The sequence below is a fragment of the Negativicutes bacterium genome, assembly GCA_021372785.1.
In the GTDB taxonomy this organism is placed as follows: Bacteria; Bacillota; JAAYKD01; order JAAYKD01; family JAAYKD01; genus JAJFTT01.
The window spans coordinates 20,164-44,756 of record JAJFTT010000045.1 but is presented as its reverse complement, the minus strand read 5'-3'; the positions used below and the strand labels follow the sequence as shown (position 1 = coordinate 44,756).

Below are 24,593 nucleotides of genomic sequence, written 5' to 3'. Positions count from 1 at the left end.
TAATTGGCGGTTTTTTGATAGCTGCCATTAAATGTTTTATCCCCGTCTGCCATACTAAACCGAAAAGAGATACCTGTAGTCTGAAAATCAAACTTCAAATCGGCTCCCTTACTGGAGTAAAATTCCTTTACAATGTTTTTGTCGAGATAAGAGCCCTTCCACATTCTGATATATGGATTTTCATTCAGTAAAGGAAAATAGCCTTTTAAAAATTCCATTTTTTTCTGCTGACTTACCTGCTGAACATTTCTAACCTCAAATTGCAAATAGCTGCCTGTATGTGCCTCTAATCTGATTACTGCGGGGTGCTCATTTACTTTCTCATTTCTTTTTGCATAAATCGCAAGACAGTCTATCTCCTGCTGAAGATTTTCTACGTTGCTCGTTGCGCTGTAATACCATCTTTCTCCATCAAATATTCTTATAAATGCCCCTCTATAAGACGTAGATTTCAATTCCTCGACAGAATCCATGGTATAAATGATTTTTGTAGAGAATACATTCTCTATGCGAACATCGGTATATAAGTTCTTCGGAAATACAAACATTTGTCCACCTCCTAAATATATGGTTGCTAAAACAACCTAATTTGTTTAGAATTTACTAACCCTTTCTGCTAGAGTCACGTTAAAAAGAAGCAAATTGCTACGATTGCATGGCTAAAAAAGAGTATAGAAAAGACACCCCTCAACAAGGAGCTCAATGTGAACTAACACAAGAGCCCGAGGGGTGTCCTTCCAAAAGCATTCTATTTGTATTGGACTTTTCCCAAGAGCACAAGAGTGAAAAAGAAACAATTTTTTATGTAATTCCACCAATGTTTCACGACTGTTTAACATGCTCTGCAACACTTGTTTGCTGTATGGTTCAATTTGCACATCAAATTATTGAAGTCTATATGGTTCGTCTGATGACGAAAGGTGAAATGAATTAAGACTGTTTGTTTTTTCGAAGCAGGTTGGCTGAACCAGCCTGCTCACACCCTAAAGCGCTCATGATTGCTGCCAATGCAGGGCCAAAAGTTCTCGATAGTATAAGAGAAGGCTACCCGAACGCAGCATTAAGTGATAATTTTCTGCACGATATTGCTGATCAGCGACAAGATAATCGCTCCGATGATTGCCGTTCCCCAACCGTTGACCCGGAAACCTTCGACAAAATGAGCAGTGATCATTAGCGTTGCGCCATTGATCACAAAAGCGAACAAACCGAAGGTGAGTATGGTGAGCGGTAAGGACAATAAAAGCATCACCGGTTTGATAAAGGCATTCACCAAACCCAGAACCAAGGCCGCCGCCAGGGCGGCACCCAGGTTTGCCACTTGAAAACCGGAGAACAGATACGGCATAATGAAAATAGCCACTGCATTGCTGATCAAAGTCACAAGAAACCCATTCATTTGACGACACCTCTTATCATTGTATTATCTCTTTTTACCTATTCGCTTTCACACCGTAAATTCCTCTAAATCTCTTCGGCGGGTGAAACGCTGATACTACCGTTTGAGGTGCTCGCCGCCAGGCGCAGCCGCTTTTGATAGCCGATAAAATCCGGTGTCGTATCCACATGACGGTACTTTGCCAGTGCCGCATAACCTCCCACTGCGCCCGGCAGATCGACTTTTACCTTACCAAACGAGGTGGAAAGATCAAAATCGTGCGCCAGGTCAGTGCAGTCCGCTACTCTGACCCGAACGGTGCCATTGGTAGTGGATAGTTCGAACGTATTGACAGTCTGCTCGGTTGCCGCAATATTGACGCTGCCATTGGAGGTGTAGGCAGTGAGCAGAGGAATCCCTCCGTCACAAAGAACGCTGCCATTGGAGCTGCACAGAAGCGCCACTTTGGCAGTCACACCGTGCAAAGCGATCCGGCCATTGGAAGTTCTGCCTTCAATGCCTTCCGCTGTTAAGTCTTCCAGAACAATACGGCCGTTGCCGGTATTCAGTGTAAAATCATAGACTCTGTTCTGCGGTAGCCATAACTCCACGCTCATACCGGAATTGATGCCATTCAGAGATTTACCGTCAATAATCAAACCTTCATCGGTATGCGAAACGGTCACCCGGCTCTCCGCTTTGCTTCTGGCTTCTTCTTCACTGCCGGCCCGGATCTTTTTAGAAAGGATCAAGCGAAACTCGTTGCGATTCCAGCCCAGGCACTCGATCCGTCCGTTGGCGGTTTGAATATGAATGAAAACCGCCCGTTTGGCATCCGTATCCAGGAAGTTACCTTCGATTTGTTCCTCAAAGGTATAGGTGCTGTCAAAAACATTAAAACCAAACGCGCTCTCCACATTGGATAACACGGAATTCACCAGGCCGCCTACCCCACCCATGCTGTCGCGCAGAGCGGAATCAACGCCTGCCCCACTATCACGGGATTTACGGAATTGTCTGTCCTCTTCGCGGGCACGTCGGGCCGCTTCGCTGTTTTGCCGGCCGGCCTGTTCCCGGGCCAGCCGTTCCATCTCTCTGGCCTGCCACCTGGCCTCCAAGGCGGTTTCTTTGGCGGCCCGTTTGGCTTCCCGGGCAGCCTCTTTCATTTCATATTTCATATGATGCATGGCATTCTTAAAATCATAGTTCGCATCGCCGCTCTCTGCGGCGTCGGATTCCGCCGCGCTTGGCTCAGGCGCGCTCTCAGCCAGGGCTTCCAGGAGCAAAACCGCTTCATCGGCCTTGATTTTGCCTTCTTCTACCATTTGTAAAATCATTTTGCGTTCTTCGATCATGGACATGCTGCTTCCTCCCTCATTCGCCGTTCCGACTTAGCTGAAATCGGCCTCGTTGTCCTCGGCTTGCGTGCGGCTGCTGACAACAGCCTGTAATTCTGCTAATCCCGTTTCCAATTCGGTCAGGGCTGCGTCGGCCTTTTCGTTTCCGGTTTTTGCCCAAGCGGTTAGCTCATCGGCATATTTGACTTCGGTTGCATTGCCGGCTTTTTGCTGCACTGCAACACACTGTTCCGCTACTTCTGCCATCAGCGAAGACAATTCCGCCATGTCCTTGTGCATTTCGCTGATAAAGGACTCAATTTCCTCTGTTTCGCGCTCTTCTTCTTCTTCGTTCCAATCTGCCCAGGTATCCTGCAAATCATTCAAATGATCTGCCACTTCATCCATGGCATCGCGTAAGGAATCCAGTGCGGTTTCAAACTCTTCCGCCGGCTCTCCCCTGACATCGTGCATTGCCTCGCTCGCGTCCGCTGCTTTTTCTTTCAGATCGTCGGCGATATCAACTACTTTACGCTTGAGTTCCCCGACTGTCTCTGATCCGCTTTTTTTGCTTTCAGCAATTTCTTTGCGCATCACGCTCATGGCCTGATTGACTTCGTCATGAATAATCGAGCCGAGATCCTTCATTGTAGATCCGATTTTTCTGCCGACCGCCTGCAAATCTTCGTCTTTGGCAACTTTTTGAATCTCTTCGCTGAAACGCATCCCCATCTGCTGATCGGCTTTGCCCACCGTTTTGGCACCCTGGCTGACCGTATCGAAAATCTGCCGTTCTTTCAAAGATTTTCCGCTATGACGGCCGGGGCGGTAGGAACCGGAGGGAGTGTTTGGCTTGCCCGGGCGATGGCTTTGCTCCGTTGCTTTTTGTAAGGCGCTGAGTAACTTAGCGGCTTCTTCTGCCGTAATCTTCTGCTCGCTGAGCATTTGTAAAACTTTCATTCTTTCCTCATTCATGATTCTCGCTCCTCCAATGATTTCTTCATTCGTAACCTTGCCTGGTTTACGAGTTTATTATAAGATTATAGCTTTCATATGTCAAGGGTTATGTTAAGTATTTTTAGTATATATTTATTAAAATTTGATAACACTTGCCGAAGGATTCTTTCCCGGCCAACACTTACAACGAAAATCGGCAACCGACACTTGCATGATAGAATGAATCGGGGTATACTTGATAGGATGTTTTTTAAAGACCGAATATCAGCCATTTATAAAATCCGTTCCTTTCGCAGTGCTCAAGCCACAAATAGAGATGAAGAGGATGCAAACAGTTCCTTTTCACGCTAATCAAGATACGGGAGATCATATGAACGATAAGATCATCATCCGGGGAGCGCGTCAGCACAATCTGAAAAATATCAATGTTGAATTGCCCCGCAACAAATTCATTGTTTTCACCGGTTTATCCGGTTCGGGTAAATCGTCGCTTGCCTTCGATACCATCTATGCGGAAGGACAAAGACGCTATGTCGAGTCCTTATCCTCCTATGCCAGGCAATTTCTTGGTCAAATGGAGAAACCGGATGTCGATATGATTTCCGGACTATCTCCGGCGATCTCCATCGATCAAAAAACCACTTCTAAAAATCCCCGTTCCACCGTGGCGACGGTCACGGAAATCTACGATTATATGCGGTTGCTTTACGCCAGAGTCGGTCAGCCCTATTGCCCCAACTGCGGCAAGAAAATCAGTCAGCAAACCGTCGAACAAATCGTCGATCAGGTGATGAGCTTGCCGCCGGCAACCCGGCTGCAGATCCTGGCGCCGCTGGTGCGCGGCCGCAAAGGGGAATATACCAAACTATTTGAAGATATGCGTAAGGAAGGTTATGTCCGTATGCGTGTTGATGGTACGGTCTTTGACCTGGGCGATGAGATCAAATTGGCTAAAACCAAGAAGCACACTCTGGAAGTCGTAGTAGACCGCTTGGTTTTGCGGGAAGACATTCAGCAGCGGCTGGCGGATTCCGTCGAGGCGGCTTCCAATCTGGCCGGTGGTTTGGTCATTGTCCAGGTGATTGACGGAGAAGAATGGCTGTTCTCACGCAATTTTGCCTGCCCCGACTGCGGTTTCAGTTTTGAAGAAATCCAGCCGCGTATCTTTTCCTTCAACAATCCCTATGGCGCTTGTCCCACCTGCGGGGGCTTAGGTGTGAAGCGCGAATTCGATCCCGATCTGATCATGCCGGATAAATCCCGTTCGATCGAAGAAGGCGCGATTGAAGTCTGGTCGAGTCCTCATGCCAATTATTACCCTCAGTTGCTGGCTGCCCTGGCGGAGCATTATCACTTCTCCACTACGGTGCCGGTTTCCGAGCTGTCTGAAGAAACGATCAAGTTATTGATGTATGGCAGCGGCAAAGAAAAAATCAAAGTGCATTATGTGACGGTGGAAGGCCGTAAAACCACCTTTGACACGACCTTTGAAGGCGCCGTCAGTTGGTTGGAACGCCGGCTGCGGGAAACCGAATCGGATGCGCAGCGGGAAGAAATCGAACAGTATATGAGCAGCAGCCTCTGTCCCGATTGCGGCGGCAGGCGTTTAAAAAAAGAAGTGCTTTCCATTCTTTTCGGCGGCTTGAATATTGCCGAAGTTTCCGCTTTTTCCGTCTCGGAAGCGCTTGCTTTTTTTCAAAATGTCAAGCCGACGCTGACCACCCGCGAACTGCTGATCGCGGCTCAGATTTTAAAAGAAATCGAAGCCCGTCTTGGTTTTCTGCTCAATGTCGGCCTGGATTATCTGACGCTCAACCGCGCTTCCGGTACGCTTTCCGGCGGAGAAGCGCAGCGCATTCGTTTGGCGACCCAGATCGGTTCCGGTTTGGTTGGCGTGCTTTATATTTTGGACGAACCCAGCATCGGTCTGCATCAGCGCGATAACGCGAAACTGCTGCAAACCTTGAAACATTTACGCGATTTGGGCAACACCCTGATCGTCGTGGAACACGATGAAGAAACGATGTGGGCGGCGGATCATATTCTCGATATCGGTCCCGGTCCCGGCACGCACGGCGGTCAAATCGTGGCACAGGGGACCGCGGCAGAAATCTGTCAGGTAGCCGAAAGCATCACCGGTCAGTATCTGAGCCGCAAGAAATTCATTGCCGTCCCGGCTCAGCGTCATCCCCTTTCCAATCGCTGGCTGACTGTCAAAGGTGCCCGCGCCAATAATCTGAAAAACATCGATGTCGCCATTCCGCTCGGCGTCTTTACCTGCGTGACCGGCGTTTCCGGATCGGGTAAATCCTCTCTGGTCAATGAGATTATTCGCAAAAAACTGCTGAGCAGTCTGAACCGGGCAAAAACGAAGCCGGGTGAACACGATGAGATCTTAGGGATGGAAGAATTGGATAAGGTCATCGATATCGACCAGTCCCCCATCGGCAGAACGCCGCGCTCCAACCCGGCCACCTACACGGGTGTGTTCGGCGACATCCGTGAATTATTCGCTTCCACCAACGATGCGAAGGTGCGTGGTTATAAATCCGGCCGCTTTAGCTTCAACATCCGCGGCGGACGCTGCGAAGCCTGCAAGGGTGACGGCATCATTAAAATCGAAATGCACTTTCTGCCGGATATTTTCGTACCCTGTGAAGTCTGCAAAGGCAAACGCTACAGCCGGGAAACCCTGGAGGTGCATTACAAAGGCAAAAGCATTGCCGATGTGCTCGATATGACAGTGGAAGAAGCCCTGGGTTATTTTCAGAATTTACCGAAAATCGCCCGCAAAATCCAGACGCTTTATGATGTGGGCTTGGGTTATATCAAGCTGGGTCAGCCGGCCACCACCCTCTCCGGCGGCGAAGCGCAGCGGGTAAAATTGGCGACGGAATTATCCCGCCGCGCTACCGGACGCACACTCTATCTTTTGGACGAACCCACCACCGGGCTGCACATTGCCGATATCGATCGTTTACTGGAGGTCCTGCACCGCCTGGTGGAAAATGGCGATACGGTTGTGGTCATCGAACACAATCTTGATGTGATCAAGACGGCCGATTATATCATCGATATGGGACCGGAAGGCGGTTTCCGCGGCGGTGAAGTGATCGCCAAAGGTACGCCGGAAGAGATTGCCGCCTGTGAACACTCCTATACCGGACAATATCTGAAAAAGATTTTAGCCAGAACCGCCGGGGCAAGTACCCTGGCAGCAGCCGATCCGGCGAGCTTGGCGGCCGACCCGGCGGCCAGCGCCGCTCCGGAAAACGAAACCTTTGAGAAAACCCAAGCTCGTTCCTAAGCGGAAAACCTTGCGCCGTTTGCCTGCGCAGGGTTTTCTTTTTTCAAACCGTTCGTTTTGACGGAATGAGCAAACGAAGAGTCTGCCGCTGCCTGAAAAAAAGGAGATTGAAACAGATAACCAGAAATAGATAGAGATTATGAACCGAAGGACGTGGCAAAAAAAATGGCTTTAACTGATCATGTCGAATTTCTCACCAACAAAGTCGGCGTCCGGCCGCCCGCCTCGCAGGCAGAGCGCAACGCTTCTGTATATATTGAGAATCAATTTAAAGAGCATGGTTTGGAAACCGGAACGCTCGTCTATCCGGCACTGCGCAATTATTCCTGGTATTATGCCCTTGCCTACCTGATCTATCCTCTGGCGGTGATGATCTATCCTTCCCGCCCCTGGTTAGCGGTTGCGCTGACCTTCTTAGCCGCCTTGCTTTGGCGCCTGGATCTCTACCTCTGGCCGGGTATTGTCCGTATTTTTGCCGGTTCAAAAAAAAGCCAGGCCGTTTTGGGACGTAAACCCGCTTATGAAGAGAGCCGGCAGATTATTTTTATCACTGCCGGTTACGACAGCCGTAAATCCTATGCTTTGGGTCCGCGGATCAACCGGTACTATTATCGTCTGATCCTGATGGGAGATATTCTGCGCTCCGTGCAATTGCTCGCTTTGACCGGCGGCGCCGTCTTTACCATTTTTGCCATGACTCGCTGGTCCAGAATTCTCTGGCGTATCACCTGGCCCGGCTCTTTGTTCCTGACGCTGATGATGGCGTTGGAATTACACCGCTGGCTGAGCGGTCTTTGGCTGAGCGCGGTCAATGATAACGACAGCAGCATTGCGGTTCTGATTGGTTTGGCAGAAGAATTGCAGCGGCAGCCCTGTCAGCACTGTGATGTCATTTTGGCGGCGCTGGGCAGTGACCGTGATGCCAATTTGGGGATGCATAAACTCTTAACCCTGGTGGAAAAAGAACTGCGCAGCACTACGGATGTGATCAACCTGGAAGCGGTCGGAGGCGGGAAGCTGCGGATCTTAGGCCGGGAGGGAATTTCCCGGCCGATCCCGGCGACCGATGATTTGATCGATTTGGGCTATATGATTGCCAAAGGTCTCAACATGGAGTTTCAGGAAACCGAACAGAGCGTTTTGCGGACCAGCGGAGCCATTGCCCGCAGCAGAGGATTCCGTTCTGTCAGTTTAATGGGCATCGACAGTGACGGTCTGCCCTGCAACTTCCGGGAAACAACGAAGCGCAGCGAGAAACTGGCTGCCGTCAAAGAAGAAAAACTAAGCGGTGTTGTGGATGTAATCGCCCAGATGATTCATTTGCTCGATCAGCAGGTTTAGCAGCGATTCTGCCAGGGAAAGGAGGAACGGCGATGAAAGCAAAAGAAGATCTGCAGGAAAACCTGGCTTTATTATCCGATAAACCGGGTGTATATTTAATGTATAATGCGGCCGGCAGCGTGATTTATGTCGGCAAGGCTGTCAGTTTAAAAAATCGCGTCCGCTCCTATTTCAGCGCAGGCAATCCGCACAGCCGTAAAATACAGCGGATGGTAAACGAAGTGGATCATTTCGAAACGATTGTCACCGCAAGCGAACTGGAAGCGCTGATTCTGGAATGCAATTTAATCAAACAGTACCATCCGTATTATAATTCTCTGCTGAAAGACGACAAGGGTTATCCTTATCTGCGCATCGATGTGCGGGAACCGTTTCCCCGGCTTACCTTTGAACATCAGTTCAAGCAGGATGGCGCGCGTTATTTCGGGCCTTATCTCAGCGGTACCGCCAGTCACACCCTACAGGTGATTCGTAAAGTTTTTCCGCTGCGGACCTGTAACAAGCAAATCAGCGGCAGCGATACCGCTCCTTGCCTGAATTATCAGATCAAGCATTGCTGCGGACCTTGTATCGGCGCTATCAGTCAGGCTGACTATGGCCTGATTGTGCAGGATGTGCTTTTATTCCTGGAAGGCAAGCACGAAGAATTAGCACAGACGCTGCAGGCTAAAATGGAAACCGCCGCTGAAAACCTGCAGTTTGAAAAAGCGGCTCAATTGCGTGATCAATGGCAGGCTGTTCAGCGTTTACAGGAAAAGCAGCGTGTTTCCGGCGCTCATTTGGGCGACCGCGATGTGATTGCCATGGCGCAGGCTTATCATACCAGCCAAATCCAGATTTTTTATATGCGCAGCGGCCGGATCATCGGACGCGATACCTATAGCCTGGACGATACGGCAGGGCAGAGCCGCTCTGAAATCCTCTCGGATTTTATCCGGCAGTACTACAGTCAGGTTGAAATCGTGCCGCGCGAAATCTTAGTGCAGGAACAGCTGGCAGACGCTGCTCTGCTGCAGGAGTGGCTGAGCCAATCCAGCGGCCGCAAAGTTGAAATTAAAACGCCTCAGCGCGGCGAAAAGAGAGATTTGGTGGAATTGGTGGCCAGCAATGCCCTGCAAACTCTGGGACGCAATCACAGCCGACGTCTGCATAATAAAGAAGAAGCACAAATTGCCCTGCAGGAATTAAAAAAAGCCTTATCCTTGCCGGAAATGCCGCTGCGCATCGAAGCCTATGATATTTCCAACACACAAGGCACCTTCAGCGTCGCCTCGATGGTCGTCTTCAGCATGGGCATTCCGGACAACAAGGCATACCGCCGCTTTCGAATCAAAACCGTTGACGGACCTAACGACTTTGCCAGCATGGCGGAAGTCATCCGCCGCCGTTTCAGCCGCGCCGTGGCAGAACGGCAGCAAATCGCGGCGGGCAGTCTGAGTACGGAGAAAGCGAAATTCGCCGTTTTACCCGATCTGATTCTGATAGACGGCGGCAAAGGTCAATTGGGCGCCGCCCGGGCAATCCTGCATGAACTTGGTTTTGCCGCCATTGCCACCATCGGCCTGGCCAAGCAGTTTGAACTGATCTATCAGGAAGGCCGGGATTTGCCGATTGAATTGCCGCCCAACAGCCGCTCGCTTTTTTTGCTGCAGCGCATCCGGGATGAAGCGCATCGTTTTGCCATCACCTATCACCGTAATCTGCGGGGAACGGACGCACTGCGTTCTCAGTTGGAACAAATCCCGGGCATTGGTGTCGTTCGCACCCGCGCCCTCTTGAAAAAATTCGATTCTCTGGAGAAATTAGCCTTGGCCAGCCTGCAGGAATTGGCGGATACACCGGGAATGAATGTGAAAGCGGCCGAACAGGTAGCCGGCTATTTACGTCAAAACCTGGCTTCCGGCCGGGATGTTCTGAATGCTGCGGAGGCAACGCTGCCTTTCGGGAAACACAACAAACAAAGAGGTGAGGCACTTGAAACAGGAATGGCTGGAAAAAAACATGTACCTGCGCGGCATGACACAGGTGCCTAATCTGCTGCTGGATTATTACAAAGAGCTGATGATGAGCGAACAGGAATTGATTGCCGTGTTCAGCCTCCTGCGTTATCAACAAAAAGGCAGCGAAAGCAAGGCGGCTGCCCTCAGTGATTATCTGATGGAGTGTTTAAAATTATCCCGCTCCGAAGTTCAGACTCTGATTTTCAATATGTTAAGCAAAGGATTTCTGACAACCGAGCATGCGGACAGCGGTAAGGCAGCGCCGGATGCTGTTTCACTGCTGCCCCTCTACGAAAAACTGACCCATTTATTCAGCCGCGATCTTTTATCTCCGGAACAAAAAGAAATGCCGGATGAAAAAATCAATCAAACAGCCGAACTGGTTTCCGCCTTTGAACGCGTTTTTAATAAACTTTCACCTTTTGATTATGAAAAACTGCGCGACTGGCTGAATAACGACGGCTGGTCGGCGGAAATTATCCTGGAAGCCTTACGTCAGGCTTCTTTACAGCGCAAATTGAACTTTGCCTATATCGATCGCATTCTGCTCAACTGGCAAATGAATCAATTGGACACGCTCGAAAAAATCAAAGCCAGCGAGGATGCCTTTCAGCGGCGGCAAGTACTGCGTCAACAGGCCGGCCAAGCCGCGAACAACAGCCAGTCTCCGGCGGCTGCCGGAACACCGAAACCGAGCAACAGACCGGCCCTGATCAAACCCGATGGCAGCAAGGGAGGAAAAAAGAAGCGCTATGACGACATTGTCGAATGATTATATCGAACGGGACATTCAGCATCGCCAAAAAGTCGATAAACTCTGGCGGCAGTACCCCGATTTGCATCGGGTAGAAGACGCCTTATATGAAGTTCTGACCCGTTTGACCCGCAGTGTGATCGCGAATCCCGGCGGCCGGTTGCAGCCGACCGAACTGACGGCCGAACTGGAGCAATTGCGCCGGGAACGCCGGACCCTGCTGCAGCGGTACAAAATCCCGGATGACTACAATGTGCCGGCTTATCACTGCCCCATCTGCAAAGATCTGGAAGTGATCGAGACCGCAGCGGGCTGGCAGCTCTGCAGTTGCGTGCAAAAAAAACAATTGGAGTATCAGTTTATCAGCGCCAAAATCCCCGCTAAAATGCGGGAACAGCGTCTGGATAATTTCGTTTTGAGCTATTACAGCGAGCTCGAGATGGTGGATGAACGGGACAGCCAGCGCCGCAAAGCGGAAAAAGCGCTGCAGGGCGCCGAGGATTTTGTCCGGGCAGTATTGGCAAAACAGCCGGTCAAAGGCTTGTATTTCTTTGGCGGCGCCGGGGTTGGTAAGACGCATCTGGTCTCCGGCATCGCCAATCGGCTGATGGAAAATGCAACCATGCCGCTCTATCTGATGGTTGCGGATCTGTTGGATGAATTGCGGCAGGGCTACGAAAACAGTCATGCGGAAAACAGCACCAACAGTCTGATGGAACAAGCAAAACTTGCCCCCGTGCTGATTTTGGATGACATCGGCGCCGAACGCAGTACCGACTGGTCTATTGAGAAACTGTTTCAAATCATCAATCATCGTTACCTCAACCAGCTGCCTACCGTGCTGACCTCCAATTACGATTTGGATGAGCTGGCCGATCATATGGGCTATGGCAGCACAGGCGTGCGGATCTGTTCCAGAATAGTGGAAATGTGCCGTCTTTATCGTCTGGACTGCGAAGACATCCGACGCCAAAAGCGCCGGGAAAGCAGCCCTTTGCCCGGCAGCTAGCCGGAACGGCTGACCGAAGCACTTTTGTTTTGAGCATTCCTTGGTATTATTGATCAGATTTAAAATTGTTTCGATGACTGAAAGAAGGCACAAGGATTTTCCGGATGGAAAAGAGAAAAGGTGCTGCAGTGAGTGACTGCTGTAAGCAGCAATCTCAAAATTTAAGGAGGCGAATTTGGATGAATCTGGCACAATTTCCTCGTCGTCGCTACACAGTAGGCTATACTCCTCTGGAATATTTGGCCAATTTGACGAAATTGATGGGTGGGCCCGAGATTTATATGAAACGGGACGATTTGCTCGGCTTAGCCGCCGGCGGCAACAAAACACGGAAACTGGAATTCCTGGTGGCCGATGCGCTCAGTCAGCACGCCGATGTTCTGATCACCTGCGGCGCGGTGCAAAGCAATCACTGCCGCCTGACTTTGGCTGCCGCCAAAAAAGAAGGGCTCGACTGCTATCTCGTCCTGGAAGAACGCGTTCCCGGCAGTTATGCGAGAGAAGCCAGCGGCAATAATTTCTTATTCCGCTTAATGGGTCTCGCCGATGATCACATCAGCGTGGTGCCCGGCGGTTCCCCGATGGTGGCTGAAATGGAAAAAGTAGCCGCTGTGTTAAAAGCCAAAGGCCATACGCCTTATATTATTGTCGGCGGCGGTTCTGATCCGATTGGCGCGACCGGTTATGTGGCCTGCGCCGAAGAAATTTTAGCACAATGCTTCGAGCAGGGAATCAATCTTGATTATGTTGTTACCACCAGCGGCAGCGCCGGCACCCATGCCGGTTTGGCCGTTGGTTTCTTTGGCACCAACAGCCAAATCCCGGTCATTGGTATCAATATCAGCCGTCCGAATGCTCTGCAAGTGCCTATCGTGACGAAATTAGCCATCGAAACTGCTCAACATGTCGGTATCCGGGAGGCTTTCCCGGCGGACGGCATCACCTGCTTCGATGGTTACGTCGGACCGGGTTACTCCCTTCCCACCGAAGAAATGATCCAGGCCATTGAACTGCTGGCCAGAACCGAAGCCATTTTACTGGACCCTGTCTACACCGGTAAGGCATTTGCCGGTATGCTGGACTTGATCCGTAAGGGCTACTTCAAAAAAGGCGAAAAGATCTGCTTCCTGCATACCGGCGGATCTCCGGCTCTCTATCATTACAAAGACGAATTCCATTTGGTTTAAAACAGAGCCTTGTCAAGGCCTGCACGGCAGGCAATCCCCAAGCAAAACAGAACCCCTGCTGCAAACAACCTCACGCTTGTGGGGTTGTTTTTTTGTCTGTTTTGTCTGGCTTTTTTTATTTTTGCCAAGCTGTAACCTTTTGTCCGAAACGGTGACTAACGTTTTATAACGCTTTTGAAAGGAGTGAATTGAGTGAGTTTTTCTGTTTTGGGGACCGGCAGCTATGTTCCTGCCAAAATCGTCACAAACAATGATCTGGCTCAATTGGTTGATACATCAGACGAGTGGATCACGCAGCGGGTGGGAGTGAAAGAGCGGCATATCTGTGTCAATGAAACTGCCGCGGATCTGGCTTATCAGGCTGCTTTGCAGGCATTGCAAAACAGCGGCTGTCCGGCGGCGGAAGTCGATTTGATTCTGGCGGCAACCGTCAGCGGCGAATTGATCACGCCGTCTATTTCCTGTCAGGTTCAGGAAAAGCTGGGTGTTTCCTGTTTGGCTTTTGACCTCAATGCGGCATGTTCGGCTTTTCTCTTCCTGCTGGAAACCGCTTCCGCTTACTTTGCCCTGGGTTATCAGAAAATTTTAGTGATTGGCACGGAACGAATGAGCCGCCTGGTCGATTGGCATGACCGCAACACCTGCGTCATTTTTGGCGACGGCGCCGGAGCGCTGCTCCTGGGTACGGGCAACAACTACTTAGCCTCTGTCTTTACGGTCAAAGGCGGCAGCGATGTGCTCAAAATCCCCAATTTCGCCGGTAATTCGCCTTACTATCTGCAAAAGACCGAGCCCCCTTACGTTCAGATGAACGGTCAGGAAACGTTCAAATACGCTGTCAACGCAATCTGCCAGGACGTTCAGACACTGCTGCAGCAGGAAAATCTGTCGCTGGATCAAATCGATTACATTGTGCCGCATCAGGCAAACAAACGCATCATCGATTTAGCCGGCAGCAAGCTGCACGTTGCAGCGGATAAATTCTATCTGAATATTGAACGCTACGGCAATACGTCGTCCGCCAGTATTCCGCTCGCCTTAGACGAAATGAATCGCCAGGGTTTGCTGCATGCCGGTTCCCTGCTCTTGCTGACTGCCTTTGGCGGCGGTTTAGCCAATGCTTCCTGTCTGTTACGTTGGTAACTACTGTGCCGGCAGCCTGTCTGTCAGATCAATAATTAGGAAAAAGGAGATTGAAATTATGGTTTTAGAAAGAGTAATCGCCGTTATTGCCAAGAAAATCGAATGTGATCCGGCAACGATCAGCGCGGAAACGAAATTTGAAGAGCTCGGTATCGATTCTTTGGAAGTCATCGAGCTGTTGATGTCCATGGAAGAAGAATTCGCCACAGAAATCGAACTGGGCAGCACTAAGCTGATCAAGGTAGCGGATCTGGTCAGCTTGATTGAAGCAAAAATACAATAAATGAACGGCGCACAACTTCGCTCCCCGCTTTGCTCCCTGCTGAATATTCGCTATCCGATTTTCCAGGGGGGTATGGCTTGGATTGCCGACGCCAAATTAGCCGCCGCCGTGTCCAATGCCGGTGGTTTGGGCATCATTTCCGCAATGAATGCCGATGCCGATTATCTGAAGGCTCAGATCGCCGCCGCCCGTCTCTTGACCGATCGGCCGTTTGGGGTCAATCTGATGCTGATGAGCCCGTTCGCTGACGATGCCGCCGAGCTGGTGCGCAGTGAAAAAGTCAGCGTTGTCACAACCGGGGCAGGTATTCCCACCGCTTATCTCGGTGCCTGGAAAGCAGCCGGCATCAAGGTGATTCCGGTCATTGCTTCCGTTGCTTCCGCACGCCTGATGGAAAAAATCGGAGCCGATGCGGTGATTGCGGAAGGCAGTGAATCCGGCGGACACATCGGCGAAACCACCACCATGAGTTTGCTGCCGCAGGTCTGTGATGCGGTTCGCATTCCCGTTGTCGCTGCCGGCGGTATTGCGGACGGCAGAGGTTTGGCCGCCTGTCTGCTTTTGGGAGCTGCCGGTATCCAAATGGGCACCCGTTTTTTATTGGCCAAAGAATGCGGCGTCCATCCCGTTTACAAAGCAATGATCAAGTCAGCCAATGATATCTCCACCGTCGCGACCGGACGCCGTTTTCAGGGCACCACCTGCCGCTGTCTGAAAAACCCCTTCAGCCGATCTTATTTAAAATTGGAATTCACTCCGGAGGCCACAGCAGAAACCTTGTCTCAACTGAGCGCCGGCGCCTTGCGCAAAGCCGCTCTGGAGGGGGACGCCACAAACGGCTGCTTCATGGCCGGTCAAATCGCCGGTATGGTTTCGCAGGAGGCCTCAGCCGCAGAAATCCTGCAGGAAATCGTCGCCCAAGCCGCAGACTTGCTGAAAGGAGCCAATCAATGGGTAAATTAGCCTTTGTTTTTTCCGGTCAGGGAGCCCAAAAAGTCGGCATGGCGTATTCTTTCTATGAAAGTGATGCGGAAATCCATGCGCTTTTTCAGGCAGCGGAAGCAATTCGGCCGCAGACCCTGCACCAGTGTTTTTTCGGAACGGAAGAGGAACTGCAGCGGACGGAAAACACGCAGCCCTGCCTCTACCTGGCGGATTTCGCCGCTGCCCTGGCTTTACAGAAAGCCGGTCTGCAACCGGACGGCGCAGCCGGTTTTTCCCTGGGCGAATTGTCCGCTTTGGCTTTTGCCGGCTGCTTCACGGCCCTCGACGGTTTCAAAATCACCGTCGAGCGCAGTTTAGCCATGAGCAGCGCCGCCAAAAACCACCCTGCCGGCATGGCAGCGATCATGAAACTAAGCAAAAGCAAAGCAGAAGAGCTCTGCCGGGCGCTGCCGGAAGTGTACCCCGCCAATTATAACAGTCCGGATCAATTGGTTGTGGCAGGCAATCCCGAGAGTCTGAAAGAGCTGGCGGTAAAAGTCAAACAAGCCGGCGGTCTTTGTCTGCCCCTGGCGGTCAGCGGCGGTTTCCATTCCCCTTTTATGTCAGCGGCAGCCGAACAATTTGCCGCCGTCCTGCCAGCCTTTGCAATGCAGCCGACCGCTTACCCGGTTTATGCCAACTGCAATGCGCAAATTTACCGTGACGAGCCACGTGATTGGCTGGTCCGCCAAATAGACCATCCGGTTCTCTGGCAAAAGACGATCGAGCAGATGTCGTCGGATGGCTTCGATACGTTTGTGGAGGTTGGGGTCGGCAATACGCTGCAGAAATTGATCCGCAAAATCCTGCCCGGGAGCCGTGTCTTTGGTGTGGAAACATCGGCGGACCCGGCCAGAGTCGTGAAAGAGGTGGCAGAGCATGCTGCAGGGTAAAACAGCGGTGATCACCGGCGGTTCCCGTGGCATTGGTGCCGCAATTTGCAGCTTGTATGCCAAAAACGGAGCCAATATCGCTTTGATTTATCGTCAGGACCAGGCAAAAGCAGCCCAGTTGCAGGCGCAGCTGGCGGTTTATCCGGTGAAAATCAGCATCTACCCCTGCAATGTAGCCGATGCCGGACAAGTCGGCCTGACTTTTCAGAAAATTGCTGCGGATTTCGGTTCGATTGACATTCTCGTCAACAATGCCGGCATTACCAAGGATAAATTGTTATTGGCGATGAAGGAAGCTGATTTTGACGAGGTGATCGCGGTCAATCTGAAAGGCGCCTTCAACACGATCAAGCAGGTTTATCCCATTTTTATGAAACAAAAATCCGGAAAAATCATCAATATCAGTTCTGTTGCCGGCTTAAGCGGCAATGCGGGACAGGCAAATTATGCCGCTGCCAAAGCCGGACTGATCGGGCTGACCAAAACAGTTGCCAAAGAACTCGCATCCCGGGGTATCTGCTGCAATGCCATTGCTCCCGGCTTTATCACGACCGAGATGACGAAAAACCTCAGCGCTGACAATGCGCTGGCCGAACAGATCCCGCTGAAACGTTTCGGCACAGCGGAAGAAGTCGCTGAACTGGCCTTATTTCTCGCATCCGCTCAAGCCAATTACATCACCGGCGAAGTGATCCGAGTGGATGGCGGTTTAGCAATGTAGGAGGAGAGCATGAAACGTGTTGTTATCACGGGCTTGGGAGCCCTGACACCCATTGGTCAAAGCGTAGCGGAATTTTGGCAGAATCTGATTGCTGGTGTCAACGGTATCGATTTCATTACCCATTTTGATACCACCGCGTCGAAATTCAAACTGGCCGGTGAAATTAAAGCATTTGACCCGCTGATTCACCTGGAAAAAGCAGAAGTCCGCAAAACCGATCTGTTCGTGCAATATGCACTCTATGCTGCCGCCGAAGCCATGGAGGACAGCGGGCTGGCAGGGCAGATCGATCCGGCCGAATTGGCTGTTTATTTTGGCAGCGGTATCGGCGGTTTCAATACATTTTGCCAGGAACACCAGCAACTGCTGGAATATGGAGCAAAAAAAGTATCCTCCATGATGATCCCCAAGATGATTGTCAATATCGCCGCCGGTCAACTGGCGATCCGCTACCGGGCTACCGGAGCCTGCGTCTCGGTCTGTACTGCCTGTGCCACCGGCACGACCGCAATCGGCGAAGCTTACCGCGCCATTTTGCATGGCTATGCCACGGCAGCCCTCTGCGGTGGCAGTGAGGCGGCGATTACACCTCTGGCCGTAGCCGGTTTCGGTAATTGCCAGGCCCTGAATCCCAGCGAGAACCGAGAGGAAGCTTCCCTGCCCTTCGATCGGCGCAGAGGCGGCTTTGTGATCGCCGAAGGCGCCGGTGTCCTGATTCTGGAAGATTATGAACACGCTTTGGCACGCAAGGCAAAAATCTACGCTGAAATTGTCGGTTATGGTTCTACCTGCGACGCATATCATGTTACGGCGCCGGACCCGGAAGCCGGTGCCAGCGCCAAAGCGATCAGCGATGCCCGCAAAGGGCTGCAGGATCTGCCGGCCAGCGCCCTCTATTTTAATGCCCACGGTACCGGCACAGTTTTAAATGACAGCACGGAAACCACCGCCATTAAGAAAGCCTTTGGGGAAGAAGCCAAAGAGCTGCACATCTCCTCCAGCAAATCCATGACCGGCCATATGCTGGGAGCCGCAGGGGCAGTGGAAGCCATCGCCGCCATCCTGGCTCTAAAGACAGGCATCATTCCTCCCACCATCAATCTGCAGCAGCCCGATCCCGCTTGTGACCTGAACTATACAGCGAATCATGCCGTTCGGGCTGATTTAAGCGGCGCTCTATCCAATTCTCTGGGGTTCGGCGGCCACAATGCCTGCGTGGCTTTCCGTAAATGGTGCCCGGCATGAGCCAAATTGATTTAGAACAGCTTTTACCGCATCGCGCTCCCATGCTGCTGCTGGATGAAGTCCGTGTCGAAGCGGAAGTGGCTTATGGCAAAAAGCGGATCCGGCCGGAAGAATTCTTTCTGCAGGGACATTTTCCGGGTGATCCGCTGGTTCCCGGCGTGATTCTCTGCGAAATTCTGGCTCAATCCGCCTGCGCCTTATTAAGCGGCCGAATGGATCAGAATATGATTCCTTTTTTAGCCGGTTTGGATGGTGTCCGTTTTCGCCAGCCGGTCAGACCGGGTGATCTGCTGGAAACAGAAGTGCGGATTATCAAGAGCAAAGACCCTTTCTATTGGGCGGCGGGAAAAGGTTTCGTCGCCGGCAAGCTTTGTCTGCAGGCTGAGTTCTCTTTCGTTTTGCACTCGAAATAGGAAAAGAGGCGTCCTTTTTATCAGGAACGCCTCTTTTTCAATTAATTCACGCTTCATCCCGCTCTTTTTGCAAATAAAAAATCAGCAGCAGCAGCGTCAGCAGAATATATAAACCCATACCGCCAGTAATCAGATACTGGCGTTTTCTCAAGCGCCTGGCCAGGAAACTGAAACGGTCATTCAATTCCTGCAGGCTGACATCCGTTTGGGTTGCGGCGGGATGAATCTCTGCCAGCTTATATTCGCGATAGGCCCGGCGGCAGTTTGGGCAGCCCTTGAGATGCGCCTTGATCGCCCTGACGCTGCTTTCGCTGAGCAGACCGTCATGATAGAGCGTGATCAGATCCATTGCCATATCACATGAGATTTCCATGATTCAATTCCTCCATCAGCATTTTTTTAGCCCGATAATAAATCACTTTTGCCGAATTTTCACTGATGTTCAGCACCGACGCCACTTGCGCAAAGGGCAGTTCGGCATAAATACGCAGCATGATGACATCGCGATATTTCTCGGGAATCCGTTTGACCAGAGTTCGCAGCGATTCCTCCAACTCTTTTTGTTCCAAAGTTTCCTGAGGAGTCCGGTTGTTGCTGCAATAAGTTTCCAACACCAGGGAAAGATCAATCACCTGCACTGATTGCTTTTTTTTACGCAGATAGCGATAATAAACATGTTTTGCGATCGCCACCAGCCAGGTATAAGGCTCGCTTTTGCCTTTGAATTGATGAAAAGAAGCGAAAGCCTGATAAAAAGTTTCCTGCGTCAATTCCTCGGCTAAATCCCGATCACGGCAAAGGCGAAAAAGAAAAGCATAGATCCGACTGTAATGCATTTGATACAGTTCTTCAAACGGTTTCAGTGCTTCATCCCTTCTTTCTTGCGGTCTCGGTTTCCCCCGGATTGTCTTAGCCAGCCAGGCCTCTTTCTGCTCTCTACGCAAAGAGCACAGGAAAAGAAGCCTTGCCATGAAACATGCTGCCTTTTGGATTAACCGGTAATTCCATCCGTGCGGTCCTATTCCGCCGGCCGTTCGGCTGACGGGGGTATCAGAAAGGAGTAAACCTGAAAAAAGCTTAAATCGGCAATTCCGGCTGCCGCACCAGAGATGATTACACGGCGGCAATCTTATTCTGTCAGAGATTCTATGCGAGAAATTGCCATTCGCTCCGTCCGCAGCGCCTGCTCAAAGCGCAGATGCAGATCGCGGACGGTAATTTCCATTAAGACATCGGGAATATCCGTAAACCGATAGCCGTACAAATTTGCCGTCAAGAGATTGACCGCCAAGGCTTCTCCGCTTTCAAAACAGCCCAGCAATTCTCCTAAGGTCTTCTTTTTCATCCGCTGTAAATTTTCTGCCGTCAGAACAGCCAGGGCTTCCCCGCCGGCAAAATACTGCAGCAAGCGGTCCTGTAATTCTTTGGCCGCAGTCGTATCGGCAGAACAAGTCAGCACGCCAAACCAGGGCGTTGCCGTGTAATCAGCGGAGAAGAAACTGCTGAATAATTGTCTGGCAGTAAATTCCCAATAGATGGCCGAGGATTTTCCGCAGATCAGATCCAGAATCAAATCCATTTCCAGCTGACGGCGCAGCAGATCTTTGCCGGTCAGCACAACTTGACGGTCATCGGCAAAACCAAGCGCCAGCAAGGGGCGGGCCGCCCGCATCGTTAAGCTCACATCGCTCTGCCCGGCCGGCTGCGGCGCTGCGGCTGGCTGCACCGGCTGGTAGTTGCTTTGACGGCCGCTGCCCCATTTGGCAGCCAGCTTCGCAACCGCCGCCGGATCCAGATCGCCAACTACCACCAAACGGGCCAGAGAAGGCTGATAATAAGCTTCGTAACATTGATTGAGCAGCCCGGCTGAGACCAGCGCAATTGTTTCCGCTTCTCCGCCGATATCCTGACCGGCACGGTGATCGCCAAAAAGACCGTGGCGCAGATTCAATTCCAAACGTTCTTCCGGTTGGTCACGGTACATCATTAATTCCTGGGTGATGATTTCCCGCTCATTATCGACGCTCTCCCGGCTGAAGCAAGGCTGATCGGTAAAATCCAGCAGCAGCCGCAGCACTTCCATCTGATGATCGCTGCAGTCCGCCATATAAACCGTATGATCAAAATTGGTAAACGCATTATCATAAGCGCCTAAGGCGGCAAAGGCGTCGCTGCTGCTGCTGCCGTCCGCTTGTCGAAACAGCTGATGTTCCAAAAAATGCGCCGTGCCGGCCGCAACCGGCAGGCGGTTTCCCTGCCGGTCGGTAATGGCGTCATGCAAGGAACCAAAAGGAAACGCCAGCTGCGCCGACATATGCTGATGACCCCGGCGCTGAACAATCGTCAGATGCAGTCCATTGGGCAGCACTTCTTCCAGAATAGGGTACGGTACTAAAAATTGTTTCATCTTTGCGTTACCTCTCTGTCCGCCAGCAAATAAACCGTATGCGGTTTCAGCAGTTGAGCGGCGGCGATGATTTCCTGCCGGCTGATGTTTTGCATTTGCTCAATCATTTGTTCCACATCACCGTGCCCCTTCAGGAACCGGCTGAACTGATAATCCAAACGGCCTTCCGCCTCCTGATTGGACATGCGCAGCTGGCCGGCCACGGTCTGTCTGGTCATCTCCAGCTCCGCCTCGCTGAAGTCGCCTTGCTGCAGCTTCTGCAGCTGCTCTGCCATCAGCGTCTCGGCCCCGGCGGCAGCTTCCGCTTCCAGACCGGCATAAGCCGTCAGCACGCCGGTGGAACGGTCCAGACTGCTGCCGGTTGCATAAGCCAAACCGGCTTCTTCCCGCACAGAGCGGAAAAGACGGGAATGGGCAAAACCTCCGTAAAGTCCGTTGACTAAAAAGAGCGCCAGGCTGGCCGGTTGTTCATAGCCAACTTGAGAGCTGAACGCCATCAGCAGCTGACTCTGTTCGCCCGGAACGACTTCTGTCACTTGTTCGACACCGGCTCGGTGCGCCAGGACCAGAGCTGCTTGGGCTGCTAAAGGCTGCCGCTGCCAGTTGAACATCCGCTCAACCTGAGCTGCCGTCACTTGTTCGACGCCATCACCGCAAAGACCGACGAGCAAACGGCTGTTTTGCAGCAATTGATGATAATCAGCAACTAGTTTTTCATTGCTGAGTGCAAGCAAATCCGCTTCGGTGCCATAGCGCGGCACCCCGTAAGCGGTATCGCCATAAACCAAGGCCTGCATCCGCTGAGCCGCCAGCGAGCTGCGGTTATTGCGGCTGCTTGCCAAAATCGTCTGCAGTCTCTGCTGTTCCTGATAAAATACATCTGCCGGGAACAAGCCGTCAACCAAATAAGGGGATGTGATCATTTCCTGCAGCAACTGCAGGCCGTCGGTCAGTAAACCGGTTCCGGCGGCGGGTAAAAATCGTCCGTCCGCCAAATTGAGATAAAAAGAAGTCAGATGATAACTGCCTACCCGATTCACCTGCGTCTGCAGATCGGCTCCCCAGAGCTCTTCCAAAGCGACGGCCAGGCGGCGCTGATCCGGATAACGGCGGCTGCCGCGGCGTAAAATAGAGCTCAGCAATGCCGCAGAACTGAAGATGCGGCGTTCCACCGGCTGCACCAGCCAAACTTTAACATGATGTGTCACATATTGTTTGGCAGGCAGCCAGAAAATCTGTCCGCCGCCGGATAATTGATCAATTCTAGGATCCGTCATACTCTCATTCCTTCGCCTTCCTCAGCAGACTTTTGCTCCGTCTATTTTTCTGCTGCTTGCTTCATTCTACTTTCATCTGGCCAAAAAAGCAAGCCCGGCCTGCTTTCTTGCAGGAATTGCGCAGCTCTGCTTTTGTTCAATCCCCGTTCACACGACTTCGGGAAAAGAAAAGCGCTGCAGGTCAGCGGATTACTCCGGTTTTAACCTGCGCGCCGATCCGATTTAAGGTAGGAAACGGTCCAGAATTTCTTTCAGTTCTTCTTTGGGATGATAACCCACAATGGAACGGGCTTCCTTTTCTTTCGTATCCTTGTTGGTTGTGATCAGCACCATCGTTGGAATGCTTTGAATTTCAAAAGAACCTGCCGTACGGGGATTGGCATCGACATCTAATTTGCATACTTTCAACCTGCCGTCGTATTCTTCTGCAATCGCTTCCACAATAGGAGCTGCCATCCGACAGGGACCGCACCAGGTCGCCCAAAAATCCACCAGCACAGGCAGATTGGTTTGCAGTGCTTCTTTCTCAAAATTAACATCGGTCAAATTGTAAATCATTTTGTTACCCCCTTTCTTGCCGGAGCTATTTCAGCTGTAAGGTTGTCGCCAGGGATCAATCGGGTAACACCTCTTGTCTTGAAACAACCCTTTATTCTGATCATCCTTTTTCTATTATCATAACCAAAATTGCAGAAAAATGCAAGTATTTTTCGATCCGGCAGCAAGATTTCTTTGCGGTAATGAAAAGCAGCTGCCAAAGCGCAAAACGTTCAGACAGACGAAAACCGTGCCGGCAGGCGAGCCGCTGGTTCACGGCTGATTTGTCTGCCAGCTCCGCCGCGCCCTCACCCGAGAGGCCGGCTGCCAAGTTTGCCGCAAGACCCGGCTGTGGCTTACGGCAGCATAACCTTGTTTGCGATAGTTCGCTCCCGATTCGGTCAGGTCAGTCCCTTCCGGACGGGGCGGGACAGGATTGCATCTCGTTCACTCCCGATTCGGTCAGATCAGCTCGCTCCGGGGCCCGCCTCCGGCCATGTTTGCCGCTCTTCCTGTTTCATCTTTCTGTTTCTGCCCTAAACGCGGATCTTTTCAAAAATGATATTATCGCAGCAGCGCCGGGCTTGCCGCAGCTGCTCTGCTGTACGCACCGTCCAACCCAAAACCAGCATACCGTTTGCCCGGGCTTGTTCTAAAAACTCCAGCGGCAGATCCAGAATTGCGTAAGCAATAAACTGGGGTTCCGTCAACTCATTGAAGCCGCAGAAGGCCAGTTTCTGATTGAGCGCGGCGTCCGCCTGACCTGCATCGAGGCAGGCCAGCTGTCCGCGCAGAATCTCAGGAGCCTTTTGCTTGAAAGCAAGCAGGAACCGGGGGTCAAAGCTCTCAACCGCATAGGCGCCGCCGCATTCCTCCCGGTATTGTCGCAACTGATCAATTAAGATCTCCGCGGCGGTTGCATTATCCTGACACTGCTTCATCTCGATCAGCAACGGCACTCGGGCTTTGACCAACTGCAGCACTTGGGCAAAGGCAGGAATCGTCTCACTGCTGTTGATCAAGCGATACTGTGGCAATTGAGCCGCGTTCAAATCCGTGATTTTAGCGTCTTTCCCTGTCATGCGCAGCGTGTTTGCGTCATGCAGCACAGCCAGGCTGCCATCCCGCAATAACTGTAAATCCAGCTCAATGGCATAACCGGCGTTCACCGCTGCCTGAAATGCAGACAAAGAATTTTCCGGTTTGGCTGCGTCATGCAATCCTCTATGCGCAATCGCCGTCTGACCCAACCATGTCTGATGCAATGCTGTTTGCATTGTGTTTTGCCTCCCCGCTTGTCTGTTCTTTCACAAAACATCGACGAAACGACTTCAGATTACCTGAATTCACGATGGTTCCGCTTCGCTCCTGCCATCACCGGCTGCAATCCAGTCCAACCCGAAATCAGAGCAAAACAGAC

The 24,593-nt window shown here is 51.6% G+C and carries 23 protein-coding genes; 13 read left to right on the top strand and 10 right to left on the bottom strand.

Annotated features, from left to right (window positions below; translation table 11 throughout):
- The 4 genes from LLG09_06095 to LLG09_06080 all read right to left on the bottom strand — a co-directional run.
- Window positions 1–548, bottom strand: a 548-nt coding sequence (locus tag LLG09_06095) for a TldD/PmbA family protein (GenBank protein ID MCE5196683.1), incomplete at its 3' end; no start/stop codon positions are given.
- 512 nt (window positions 549–1,060) lie between these two features.
- Entirely contained in the window at window positions 1,061–1,399 is a 339-nt protein-coding gene (locus LLG09_06090; protein MCE5196682.1) for a phage holin family protein, read from the bottom strand.
- Between the two features lie 65 nt (window positions 1,400–1,464).
- Window positions 1,465–2,739, bottom strand: a complete 1,275-nt coding sequence (locus LLG09_06085) for a DUF4097 family beta strand repeat-containing protein (protein ID MCE5196681.1) — start codon at window positions 2,737–2,739, stop codon at window positions 1,465–1,467.
- 30 nt (window positions 2,740–2,769) lie between these two features.
- The gene (locus tag LLG09_06080) at window positions 2,770–3,690 is read right to left on the bottom strand and encodes a hypothetical protein (protein MCE5196680.1); all 921 of its coding nucleotides are present in this window, start codon (window positions 3,688–3,690) and stop codon (window positions 2,770–2,772) included.
- A gap of 352 nt (window positions 3,691–4,042) precedes the next feature.
- On the opposite strand from LLG09_06080, the gene uvrA reads away from it, so the two are divergent.
- The 13 genes from uvrA to LLG09_06015 all read left to right on the top strand — a co-directional run bounded on the left by uvrA (window position 4,043) and on the right by LLG09_06015 (window position 18,952).
- A complete protein-coding gene (gene uvrA, locus LLG09_06075) occupies window positions 4,043–6,979 on the top strand; it encodes an excinuclease ABC subunit UvrA (GenBank protein ID MCE5196679.1) in 2,937 nt (978 codons plus the stop codon).
- A gap of 165 nt (window positions 6,980–7,144) precedes the next feature.
- Window positions 7,145–8,320: a hypothetical protein gene (locus tag LLG09_06070; protein ID MCE5196678.1), complete on the top strand. Its 1,176-nt coding sequence runs from the start codon at window positions 7,145–7,147 to the stop codon at window positions 8,318–8,320.
- Window positions 8,321–8,352: 32 nt separating this feature from the next.
- Complete coding sequence (gene uvrC / locus LLG09_06065; protein ID MCE5196677.1) at window positions 8,353–10,353, top strand: excinuclease ABC subunit UvrC; 2,001 nt, start codon at window positions 8,353–8,355, stop codon at window positions 10,351–10,353.
- On the top strand, window positions 10,295–11,092 hold the full coding sequence (locus LLG09_06060) for a DnaD domain protein (protein MCE5196676.1): 798 nt from the start codon (window positions 10,295–10,297) through the stop codon (window positions 11,090–11,092). The genes uvrC and LLG09_06060 overlap by 59 nt, the downstream gene beginning before the upstream one ends.
- A complete protein-coding gene (locus LLG09_06055; protein ID MCE5196675.1) occupies window positions 11,073–12,083 on the top strand; it encodes an ATP-binding protein in 1,011 nt (336 codons plus the stop codon). Before LLG09_06060 ends, LLG09_06055 begins: the two co-directional genes overlap by 20 nt.
- 179 nt (window positions 12,084–12,262) lie before the next feature.
- Entirely contained in the window at window positions 12,263–13,270 is a 1,008-nt protein-coding gene (locus LLG09_06050; protein MCE5196674.1) for a D-cysteine desulfhydrase, read from the top strand.
- A gap of 192 nt (window positions 13,271–13,462) precedes the next feature.
- Window positions 13,463–14,413, top strand: coding sequence for a ketoacyl-ACP synthase III (locus LLG09_06045; GenBank protein MCE5196673.1), 951 nt, complete (start codon window positions 13,463–13,465; stop codon window positions 14,411–14,413).
- A gap of 58 nt (window positions 14,414–14,471) precedes the next feature.
- Window positions 14,472–14,696: a phosphopantetheine-binding protein gene (locus LLG09_06040; GenBank protein ID MCE5196672.1), complete on the top strand. Its 225-nt coding sequence runs from the start codon at window positions 14,472–14,474 to the stop codon at window positions 14,694–14,696.
- Window positions 14,697–15,659: a nitronate monooxygenase gene (locus LLG09_06035; protein ID MCE5196671.1), complete on the top strand. Its 963-nt coding sequence runs from the start codon at window positions 14,697–14,699 to the stop codon at window positions 15,657–15,659.
- Window positions 15,647–16,573: an ACP S-malonyltransferase gene (locus tag LLG09_06030; protein ID MCE5196670.1), complete on the top strand. Its 927-nt coding sequence runs from the start codon at window positions 15,647–15,649 to the stop codon at window positions 16,571–16,573. The genes LLG09_06035 and LLG09_06030 overlap by 13 nt, the downstream gene beginning before the upstream one ends.
- Window positions 16,560–17,294, top strand: coding sequence for a 3-oxoacyl-[acyl-carrier-protein] reductase (gene fabG / locus LLG09_06025; protein ID MCE5196669.1), 735 nt, complete (start codon window positions 16,560–16,562; stop codon window positions 17,292–17,294). Before LLG09_06030 ends, fabG begins: the two co-directional genes overlap by 14 nt.
- Window positions 17,295–17,303: 9 nt before the next feature.
- A complete protein-coding gene (gene fabF / locus LLG09_06020; GenBank protein MCE5196668.1) occupies window positions 17,304–18,539 on the top strand; it encodes a beta-ketoacyl-ACP synthase II in 1,236 nt (411 codons plus the stop codon).
- Window positions 18,536–18,952, top strand: coding sequence for a beta-hydroxyacyl-ACP dehydratase (locus tag LLG09_06015; GenBank protein MCE5196667.1), 417 nt, complete (start codon window positions 18,536–18,538; stop codon window positions 18,950–18,952). Before fabF ends, LLG09_06015 begins: the two co-directional genes overlap by 4 nt.
- Before the next feature lie 46 nt (window positions 18,953–18,998).
- Here the strand turns inward: LLG09_06015 and LLG09_06010 are convergent, their stop codons facing one another.
- From LLG09_06010 to LLG09_05985, 6 genes are all read right to left on the bottom strand, one after another.
- The gene (locus LLG09_06010) at window positions 18,999–19,325 is read right to left on the bottom strand and encodes a zf-HC2 domain-containing protein (GenBank protein ID MCE5196666.1); all 327 of its coding nucleotides are present in this window, start codon (window positions 19,323–19,325) and stop codon (window positions 18,999–19,001) included.
- On the bottom strand, window positions 19,309–19,923 hold the full coding sequence (locus LLG09_06005) for an RNA polymerase sigma factor (protein ID MCE5196665.1): 615 nt from the start codon (window positions 19,921–19,923) through the stop codon (window positions 19,309–19,311). Before LLG09_06005 ends, LLG09_06010 begins: the two co-directional genes overlap by 17 nt.
- A gap of 158 nt (window positions 19,924–20,081) precedes the next feature.
- Window positions 20,082–21,359 carry an insulinase family protein gene (locus tag LLG09_06000; GenBank protein MCE5196664.1) on the bottom strand — a complete coding sequence of 426 codons (1,278 nt, stop codon included), beginning with the start codon at window positions 21,357–21,359 and terminating at the stop codon, window positions 20,082–20,084.
- Window positions 21,356–22,636, bottom strand: a complete 1,281-nt coding sequence (locus LLG09_05995; protein MCE5196663.1) for an insulinase family protein — start codon at window positions 22,634–22,636, stop codon at window positions 21,356–21,358. The genes LLG09_06000 and LLG09_05995 overlap by 4 nt, the downstream gene beginning before the upstream one ends.
- Window positions 22,637–22,858: 222 nt before the next feature.
- Complete coding sequence (trxA, locus tag LLG09_05990; GenBank protein MCE5196662.1) at window positions 22,859–23,194, bottom strand: thioredoxin; 336 nt, start codon at window positions 23,192–23,194, stop codon at window positions 22,859–22,861.
- 515 nt (window positions 23,195–23,709) lie between these two features.
- Window positions 23,710–24,450 (bottom strand): glycerophosphodiester phosphodiesterase, encoded by a 741-nt coding sequence (locus LLG09_05985; GenBank protein MCE5196661.1) that lies wholly within the window; start codon window positions 24,448–24,450, stop codon window positions 23,710–23,712.
- Window positions 24,451–24,593 lie beyond the last annotated feature (143 nt).

Bases quoted from the DNA above. Each gene is read 5' to 3' on its own strand.
- LLG09_06080 (MCE5196680.1), bottom strand. From the start codon at position 3,690: ATGAATGAGGAAAGAATGAAAGTTTTACAAATGCTCAGCGAGCAGAAG.
- fabF (MCE5196668.1), top strand. From the start codon at position 17,304: ATGAAACGTGTTGTTATCACGGGCTTGGGAGCCCTGACACCCATTGGT.
- LLG09_06040 (MCE5196672.1), top strand. From the start codon at position 14,472: ATGGTTTTAGAAAGAGTAATCGCCGTTATTGCCAAGAAAATCGAATGT.
- LLG09_06035 (MCE5196671.1), top strand. From the start codon at position 14,697: ATGAACGGCGCACAACTTCGCTCCCCGCTTTGCTCCCTGCTGAATATT.
- LLG09_06000 (MCE5196664.1), bottom strand. From the start codon at position 21,359: ATGAAACAATTTTTAGTACCGTACCCTATTCTGGAAGAAGTGCTGCCC.
- fabG (MCE5196669.1), top strand. From the start codon at position 16,560: ATGCTGCAGGGTAAAACAGCGGTGATCACCGGCGGTTCCCGTGGCATT.
- LLG09_06070 (MCE5196678.1), top strand. From the start codon at position 7,145: ATGGCTTTAACTGATCATGTCGAATTTCTCACCAACAAAGTCGGCGTC.
- LLG09_05995 (MCE5196663.1), bottom strand. From the start codon at position 22,636: ATGACGGATCCTAGAATTGATCAATTATCCGGCGGCGGACAGATTTTC.
- LLG09_06050 (MCE5196674.1), top strand. From the start codon at position 12,263: ATGAATCTGGCACAATTTCCTCGTCGTCGCTACACAGTAGGCTATACT.
- uvrA (MCE5196679.1), top strand. From the start codon at position 4,043: ATGAACGATAAGATCATCATCCGGGGAGCGCGTCAGCACAATCTGAAA.
- uvrC (MCE5196677.1), top strand. From the start codon at position 8,353: ATGAAAGCAAAAGAAGATCTGCAGGAAAACCTGGCTTTATTATCCGAT.
- LLG09_06030 (MCE5196670.1), top strand. From the start codon at position 15,647: ATGGGTAAATTAGCCTTTGTTTTTTCCGGTCAGGGAGCCCAAAAAGTC.
- LLG09_06010 (MCE5196666.1), bottom strand. From the start codon at position 19,325: ATGGAAATCTCATGTGATATGGCAATGGATCTGATCACGCTCTATCAT.
- LLG09_06055 (MCE5196675.1), top strand. From the start codon at position 11,073: ATGACGACATTGTCGAATGATTATATCGAACGGGACATTCAGCATCGC.
- LLG09_06090 (MCE5196682.1), bottom strand. From the start codon at position 1,399: ATGAATGGGTTTCTTGTGACTTTGATCAGCAATGCAGTGGCTATTTTC.
- LLG09_06015 (MCE5196667.1), top strand. From the start codon at position 18,536: ATGAGCCAAATTGATTTAGAACAGCTTTTACCGCATCGCGCTCCCATG.
- LLG09_06005 (MCE5196665.1), bottom strand. From the start codon at position 19,923: ATGGCAAGGCTTCTTTTCCTGTGCTCTTTGCGTAGAGAGCAGAAAGAG.
- LLG09_06085 (MCE5196681.1), bottom strand. From the start codon at position 2,739: ATGTCCATGATCGAAGAACGCAAAATGATTTTACAAATGGTAGAAGAA.
- LLG09_05985 (MCE5196661.1), bottom strand. From the start codon at position 24,450: ATGCAAACAGCATTGCATCAGACATGGTTGGGTCAGACGGCGATTGCG.
- trxA (MCE5196662.1), bottom strand. From the start codon at position 23,194: ATGATTTACAATTTGACCGATGTTAATTTTGAGAAAGAAGCACTGCAA.